This is a genomic window from Actinoplanes sp. NPDC048791 (assembly GCF_040650095.1).
Taxonomy (GTDB): domain Bacteria; phylum Actinomycetota; class Actinomycetes; order Mycobacteriales; family Micromonosporaceae; genus Actinoplanes.
Genome location: NZ_JBEZGQ010000404.1, coordinates 1 through 7,132 on the forward strand (window position 1 = coordinate 1; position 7,132 = coordinate 7,132).

General features: G+C 71.4%; 8 protein-coding genes. 6 read left to right on the plus strand and 2 right to left on the minus strand.

Going from position 1 to position 7,132, the window contains the following annotated elements; all coding sequences use genetic code 11:
- The 3 genes from AB0C29_RS25960 to AB0C29_RS25970 all read left to right on the plus strand — a co-directional run.
- Positions 1 to 657: VWA domain-containing protein (locus tag AB0C29_RS25960; protein ID WP_360825009.1), on the plus strand; the 657-nt coding region annotated here is incomplete at its 5' end.
- 107 nt (positions 658 to 764) lie between these two features.
- Complete coding sequence (locus AB0C29_RS25965; protein WP_360825012.1) at positions 765 to 1,553, plus strand: trypsin-like serine protease; 789 nt, start codon at positions 765 to 767, stop codon at positions 1,551 to 1,553.
- A 131-nt stretch (positions 1,554 to 1,684) separates the two neighbouring features.
- Positions 1,685 to 1,897: a hypothetical protein gene (locus AB0C29_RS25970; protein ID WP_360825015.1), complete on the plus strand. Its 213-nt coding sequence runs from the start codon at positions 1,685 to 1,687 to the stop codon at positions 1,895 to 1,897.
- A 9-nt stretch (positions 1,898 to 1,906) separates the two neighbouring features.
- Here AB0C29_RS25970 and AB0C29_RS25975 read toward each other — a convergent pair whose 3' ends face one another.
- The gene (locus tag AB0C29_RS25975; RefSeq protein WP_360825018.1) at positions 1,907 to 2,671 is read right to left on the minus strand and encodes a class I SAM-dependent methyltransferase; all 765 of its coding nucleotides are present in this window, start codon (positions 2,669 to 2,671) and stop codon (positions 1,907 to 1,909) included.
- A gap of 14 nt (positions 2,672 to 2,685) precedes the next feature.
- Positions 2,686 to 3,597, minus strand: coding sequence for a DMT family transporter (locus AB0C29_RS25980; RefSeq protein ID WP_360825021.1), 912 nt, complete (start codon positions 3,595 to 3,597; stop codon positions 2,686 to 2,688).
- Between the two features lie 83 nt (positions 3,598 to 3,680).
- Between AB0C29_RS25980 and AB0C29_RS25985 the strand changes: the two genes are divergently transcribed.
- The 3 genes from AB0C29_RS25985 to AB0C29_RS25995 all read left to right on the plus strand — a co-directional run bounded on the left by AB0C29_RS25985 (position 3,681) and on the right by AB0C29_RS25995 (position 6,930).
- On the plus strand, positions 3,681 to 4,577 hold the full coding sequence (locus AB0C29_RS25985) for a LysR family transcriptional regulator (RefSeq protein ID WP_360825024.1): 897 nt from the start codon (positions 3,681 to 3,683) through the stop codon (positions 4,575 to 4,577).
- 117 nt (positions 4,578 to 4,694) lie between these two features.
- On the plus strand, positions 4,695 to 5,681 hold the full coding sequence (locus tag AB0C29_RS25990; protein WP_360825027.1) for an arabinan endo-1,5-alpha-L-arabinosidase: 987 nt from the start codon (positions 4,695 to 4,697) through the stop codon (positions 5,679 to 5,681).
- 244 nt (positions 5,682 to 5,925) lie between these two features.
- Positions 5,926 to 6,930 (plus strand): right-handed parallel beta-helix repeat-containing protein, encoded by a 1,005-nt coding sequence (locus AB0C29_RS25995; protein ID WP_360825030.1) that lies wholly within the window; start codon positions 5,926 to 5,928, stop codon positions 6,928 to 6,930.
- The last annotated feature ends 202 nt before the right edge of the window (positions 6,931 to 7,132 follow it).

Below are 7,132 nucleotides of genomic sequence, written 5' to 3' on the forward strand. Positions count from 1 at the left end.
GCGACCATCGACCGGGCGCTGGCCGGCTGGTCGGCCGTGGTGGCGCCGGCCCGGATCCTGGCCATCGTGGACGCCTCGGACAGCATGCGTACCCCGGTGCCCACCGCCCGCAACGCCAGCCGGATGCAGGTGACCCTGGCGGCCGCCCGCAGCGGCCTGGGTCTGTTCAGCGATGACTGGCAGGTCGGGCTCTGGCTGTTCGCCGCCGGCGCGGGCCCCGGCAACCACCGCGAACTGGAGCCGATCGGGCCGCTGACCGACAACCGTGACGACGTCACCGCGGCGCTGAGCGGCATCAAGCCCGCCGGTGGCGACGCCGGGCTCTACCGCACGATCCTCGACGGCTACCGCGAGGTGCAGAAGGGCTGGCAGGCCGGCCGGGTCAACTCCGTGCTGGTGATGACCGACGGCGCCGACGCGGGGCAGAAGGCCGGCGACATCAAGCTGGAGCAGCTGCTCACCCAGCTGGACGAGGCGAAGAGCACGGACAAGCCGGTCCAGGTCATCGTGGTCGGGGTCGGCGACGCGGTGGACGAGGCGCCGCTGGAGCGGATCACCCAGGTGACCGGCGGGGGCGTCTTCGTCGCCGAGGACCCGGCCCAGATCGGCGCGGTCTTCCTCCAGGCCCTCTCCCTGCGGACCGCCAGCACCCGCTGAGTCGACATTGCACGGACGCACCGGCCGGCCCGGTGCGGACGGGCGCTGTCGGACATCCGTACGCGTGCGGGGTTCACCCGGCGCGGGCCGGCCGCTAGGTTGGCCGGATGCGACGGACGAGATCGATCTTTGTCGGTGCCCTGCTCGCTCCCGTGGCCGTGCTGAGCCTGGTGCTGAGCACCGGTGGCGCCGCGACCGCGATCGCCAACGGCGAGCCGGTGCCGGACGGCAAGTACCGGTTCTCGGTCAAGCTGACCATGACCGGCATCCCCACGGCGAGCGGCGGACGCCGTAACAGCGCCTGCTCGGGCGCCCTCATCGCGCCGCAGTGGGTGATCACCGCCGGGCACTGCTTCCGGGACGCCAACAACGTGCGGGTCAACTATCCGGTCGCCGACCTGACCACCGCGACGGTGGGCCGCACGGATCTGACCGGCACCGGCGGCCACGAGCTCAAGGTCGTCGCGGTGATCCAGTCACCGACCGCGGACGTCTCGCTCGCCCGGCTGGAGCAGCCGGTCCGCGACGTGCGGCCGCTGCGCATCGGGCACCGGGCCCCGGAGATCGGCGCCGTCGTCCGGGTCACCGGCTACGGCTCCACCACGAGCGTGAGCCCGGCGCCGGTGACCCGGCTCCGGACCGGGCAGATGACGGTGGTCTCGCTGAGTGATTCCGTGACCGGCCTGCAGGGGTACGCTCCCCAGCCCGACACCACGCCGTGCCCGTACGACTCCGGGGCCCCGTTCTTCCTGGAGCGCGGCAAGGCCCGCCCGGTGCTGGTGTCGGTGGTCAGCAACGGCCCGAGCTGCCCGCACACCGCGGTGGAGAACAGTGCCCGCACCGACAACATCGCCGGATGGATCCGCGAGAGCATCCGCTCGGGCGGCGCCTCCTGACGCCGTCCCGCGCGGCGGGGGTGGATCGGGCGCCGGTGCCGCGGGGTTCTGCGATACCGTTTGGCGGTCGGCCGCCGCGTCGCCCGGGTCGGTGCCGATCCACGCGGCCGCCGTCAGCTCAGGGAGTCACGATGTCCGAGTCGAGTGCCGGTTCCGAAGCGACCACCGGCGAGCCCGCCGAGCAGGAGCCCGAGGTGGAGGTCTTCGCCAACCGGGCCGAGCGCCGGGCCAAGGGCAAGAAGGGCTCCGGCGGCGGTGGCGAGGTCTTCAGCAAGGGTCAGCAGCCGGTCGGCCGCGGCTCGGTGCAGAGCCCGCGCCAGTACGGCAACCGCCGCAGCGGCTGATCCGCGCCGTCACGCCACGGCGGTGACCGTGGCGTCCGCACCACCGCGCCAGAGCAGTCCGGCCTCGGTGAAGCCCGCCGTCCGCAGCGCCGTCAGGTGCCAGCCGGCCGGCGGGGTCCACTCCGAACTGCCGTGCGCGGTGGGATAGATCTTCTCCCGTTCGGCATGCAGGGGCGCCAGCCGTGGGTCGGCGGCCACGCGCGTCCACCAGTCCCGCCAGGACAGCGCCGCGCCGGTCCCGTAGCGGGCCTCGCGGCGGCTGTCCGCCCTGGTGAGCAGCTGCTTCGTCAGCTCCGGCAGTCCCTCGTCGGGCATGTGGTCGGCGTTGGCAAAGATGCCACCGGCGCGTAGTACGTCGTGGAGCTCGGCGTAGAGCACGGTGAGCCGGTCCGGCGTCAGCCAATGCAGCGCGGTCGCGGTCAGCACAGCGTCGTAGTGCCGGTGTGGCAATGCCTCGGCCCAGGACGGCTGATTGAGGTCCGCGGCGATGATCCGGGCCCGGCCGTCGAGGGATGCCCCGGCCAGGGCCAGCAGCACGGGGTCCTGATCCACCACGGTGACCCGCGCCTGCGGGAAGCGCGCGAGGGTCCGCAGCGCGATCGTGCCCGTGCCGCCGGCCAGGTCGAGAACCTCGGGCCGGTCGTGCGGGGTCACCGCCTCGACGGCGTCGAGCATCGCCGTGATCCGGTGTTCCCGGTCCGGCAGGTATGCCTCCTGTTGCCGGTCCCAGCTCTCCTGCCACGCGTCCGCCACCTCGGCGAGGTAATGAGTCATGCCCGTCACGGTACTTACCGACGGGCCCTCGGTCCAGACTTGTTGCCAAGAATGTGCAACAGTGTCGACGGTGGCAGTCGGGTCACCGCGACGCCGGCCAGGCACAGTGCGCCGCCGAGGAACGCCAGCGGGGCGGGCACCTCGCCGAGGAACAGCCAGGACAGCAGCACCGCGATGCCCGGGACCAGATAGGACGAGGAGCTCAGCCCGCCCGCGCTCATCCGGTTGAGCGCGTACGCCCAGGTCGCGAAGGCGATCGCGGTGGGGAACAGGCCGAGGTAGACGACGCCGAGCGTCGCGCTGCGCGGTGCCTCCCCGAGCTCGGTGAGCAGGTCTGCGGTGAACGGCAGGCAGGCCACGGTGCCGGCCAGGCAGCCGAGCCAGGTCGCGGTGAACGGGTCGACGTCGTGCAGGGCCTGCTTCTGCAGCAGGGCTCCGACGGCGTACAGGGCGGCGGCGCCCAGGGCGAGCAGGACGCCGATCGCGTCGTGCCGCCCGGTTGAAGTGGCGACGGCGATCGTGACGACACCGGAGAAGGCGATCACCAGGCCGGCGACCAGGCCGCGGGGAAAGCCCTCCTTGAGGTAGACGCCGGCCAGCACGGCGATCAGGATCGGGCCGACGTTGACCACCAGGGCCGTCGTGCCGGCGTCGAGGTGGTGTTCCGCCGCGTTCAGCACCACCGCGTACAGGCCGAACCACAGCACGCCGTACCCGATGACCAGCAGCAGCGGACGGCCGCGGGGCAGGCGCCGGGGCCGCATCGCGGCGACCAGGCTCAGCGCCGCGGAGCCGGCGGCGAGCCGGCCCAGCGCCATCGCGCCCGGGGTGTAGTGACCGCCGACGGAACGGATGACGATGAAGGCCGAGGCCCACAGGATCATGGTGACGGCGGTGGCGAGCAGGGGCAGGCTGGGAGTGCGCATCACCCCAATCTGGCCGGGTCACCCGATTAAGCACAAGCAAGTGTTCCTACCGCACCGTTAAGCCCTGCTGTACGGTGACCACCATGCTGGACCTGCACCGACTGCGCATCTTCCGGGCCGTGGTGGCGAGCGGCTCGGTCAACGCCGCCGCGGCCAATCTCGGCTACACCCCCTCGGCGGTGAGTCAGCACGTCACCGCCCTGCAGCGGGAGACCGGCCTGGTCCTGCTGGCCCGCAGCGGCCGGGGGATCGAGCCCACCTCGGTCGGGCTGGCGCTGGCCGAGCAGATCGACGGGGCGCTGAGCCGGCTCGGCGACGTCGAGGCCTTCGTGGCCGATCTGCGCGACGGGCGCACCGGTTCGCTGTCCATGGCCTACTTCCCGTCGGTCGGCGCCGCGTGGCTGCCCGCCGTGGCCCGTACGCTGCTGCGGCGCTTCCCGGACATCCGGCTCGATCTGGAACTGCGCGACGACTTCACCGCCGGTGCCGCCAAGCGCGTCGACATCCAGCTGCTGGTGGCCCCGGCGGACTTCGCGGGCAGCCGGGACACCCGCGTGCATCACCTGCTGGACGACCCGTACGTGGTGGTCGTGCCGCCGGGGCACCCGCTGGCCGGCGCGGACGCGGTGGAGCTGGCCCGGCTGGCGGGGGAGCGCTGGATCGACAACGACTTCGCCCGGGGCTGGTGCCGGGAGAACCTCATCGACGCCTGCCGGTCGGCCGGGTTCACCCCGCCGTTCCGGGTGGAGGCGCACGACTATCCGACCGCCCTGGCCTTCGTCGCGGCCGGCATCGGCGTCACTGTGCTGCCCCGGCTCGGCGCCGTCAACATGCCGGCCGGCCTGGTCGCGGTGCCGGTCACCGCGCCGGCGGTACGGCGTTCGATCCACGCCGTGGTGCAGACGTCGGTCGAGTCGACCCCGCCGGCGCAGTGTGTGCTCGAGGAGTTGCGCCGCTGCGCCCGTTCGGCGGCGGACTGACCTCATCTGCCGGAAACAACCGGGACACCTTGACGACATAGTTGTTACCGTTCACACTTCGGCACGACATCGATCGATGTCATTGTCTGAGCTCCATTGTCCGATCAGGGAGGTCCCATGCCCGAGATCCGCACGCGCCGCACCGGGCGGCGCAGCCTGCTGGTGGGGGTGCTCACCGGCGCTCTGCTGGCGCTGACGGGTGTCGCCACCGCGGAGGCAGCCGACTATCCGAACCCGGGCGTCGTGACCGGCGACATCGGGGTGCACGACCCGTCGATCGTCAAGACGCCCGCGGGTGGCTATCTCGCCGCGTACACCGGGGACAACATCCAGCTCAAGACCTCTTCGGACCGGACCGCCTTCCGCAACGCGGGCGCCGTCTTTCCGAACGGGGCGAGCTGGACGACCGCGTACACCGGGGGCAGCCGCAATCTGTGGGCGCCCGACATCTCGTACCGCAACGGCCGGTACTACCTGTACTACTCGGCCTCCACCTTCGGCTCGAACCGTTCGGCGATCTTCCTGGCCACCAGCACCACCGGGGCGTCCGGGTCGTGGACGAACCAGGGCCTGGTGATCGAGTCGAACAGCGGCAACGACTACAACGCGATCGACCCCAACCTCACCGTGGACACCCAGGGCCGGTGGTGGCTGAGCTTCGGCTCGTTCTGGTCCGGCATCAAGCAGGTCGCCCTGAACGCCTCGACGGGCAAGCGGTCGGACAGCACGATCCGGTCCCTCGCCGGTCGCGGTGGCGGCGCGATCGAGGCGCCGACCCTGGTGCGGCACGGCTCGTACTACTACCTCTGGGTGTCGTTCGACTACTGCTGCCGGGGCGCTTCCAGCACGTACCGGATCATGGTCGGCCGGTCCACCAGCGTCACCGGGCCCTTCGTGGACCGCAACGGCACCGCCATGACCGTCGGCGGCGGCACCCAGATGCTGGCCTCGCACGGCAGCATCCACGGGCCGGGCCACCAGGCCGTCTTCACCGACACCGACAGTGACGTGCTGGTCTATCACTACTACGCGGACAACGGCGCGTCCCGGCTCGGCATCAACCTGATCGGGTACGACTCGGCGGGCTGGCCGTACGTGTACTGAGCCGAATGTCTGCAAACAACCTGCAAACGCCTATGCCTTCACATTGACGTCCGTCTGTGTTGTTGTGGTATAGGTAAGCGCTTGCTTCGGGCAAAGCGGGCGCGGGAGCCGGCAACAGCTGCAGCAGCGAGACGCCCCGGCGATCCGGCCGGCGGCCGCTCGTGCCGTTCCGGACGGCACCTCATCCGATCCTCACCCGCCGCGATCCATCGCGCGGCACCTCACCGAGCGTCAAGGAGAAACCATGCGCAGCAACGTGCGCCAGCTCGTGCTCGGCTCAACCGCCGGCGCAGCCGCTCTCGCCCTCGTCACCGCCGGGATCACCATGACCGGCGCCGCCTCCGCCGCGGAGACCACCGCCGCCGCCGCCCCGCCGAGCACCCTGGCCGCCATCACCGACCTGGTCGGCTGGGCCACCCAGAACGGCGGGACCACCGGCGGCGGGAGCGCCGCGACCACCACCGTGACCAGCGCCTCGGCGCTGACCACGGCCGTCGGCTCCAGCTCGGCCGCGGTCATCCGCGTCTCCGGGACGATCTCCTGCTCCGGCATGCTGCGGGTGCGGTCCAACAAGACCATCATCGGCAACGCCGGCGCCACGATCGCGGGCTGCGGCCTCAACATCAACGGCGATCGCAACGTGATCATCCGCAACATCACGTTCCGGGACTGGAACGACGACGCCATCAACGTGCAGACCTCGGCCACCAACATCTGGGTCGACCACAACACCTTCACCAACGGCTACGACGGCGCGGTCGACATCAAGCGCGGCTCCGACTTCGTCACGGTGTCCTGGAACCGGGTCCACAACCACAACAAGTCGATGCTGCTGGGCCACAGCGACGACAACGCCTCGCAGGACACCGGCCACCTGCGGGTGACCTACCACCACAACTGGTTCGACGCGTCGACCCAGCGGCACCCGCGGGTGCGCTTCGGCAACCCGGTGCACGTCTACAACAACTACTACCGCAACAACAGCGGCTACGGCGTGGCCTCGACCGAGGGTGCCGGCGTGCTGGTCGAGAACAACTCGTTCGAGGGTGTCCCGGACCCGTTCCACCTGGGTGAGGGCGACTCCGGTCCGGGCACGCTGGTCGCCCGGGGCAACCTGCTCGTCTCCTCGGGCTCCGGCCAGACCGGCGGCAGCGTCAAGGCCATCCCGTACGGCTACACGGCCGACGCCGCCGGCAGTGTGAAGTCCATCGTGACCGGCAACGCCGGCGCGGGTCGCATCTCGCTCTGACCCGGTGCGTGCCCGGCCTCCCGCTTCCGGGGGAGACCGGGCACTCCGGTGTCCACCCCGACAGGAGCTTTCATGATCTCTCGCAAGCTGCTCGCGACCGGCCTGGCCGGGCTGGCCGCGCTGACCGGCACCCTGGCCGGCGTCACGAGTGCGCAGGCCGCTCTCGCGATCACCGTGGCGGCCGACGGCTCCGGCACGGTGC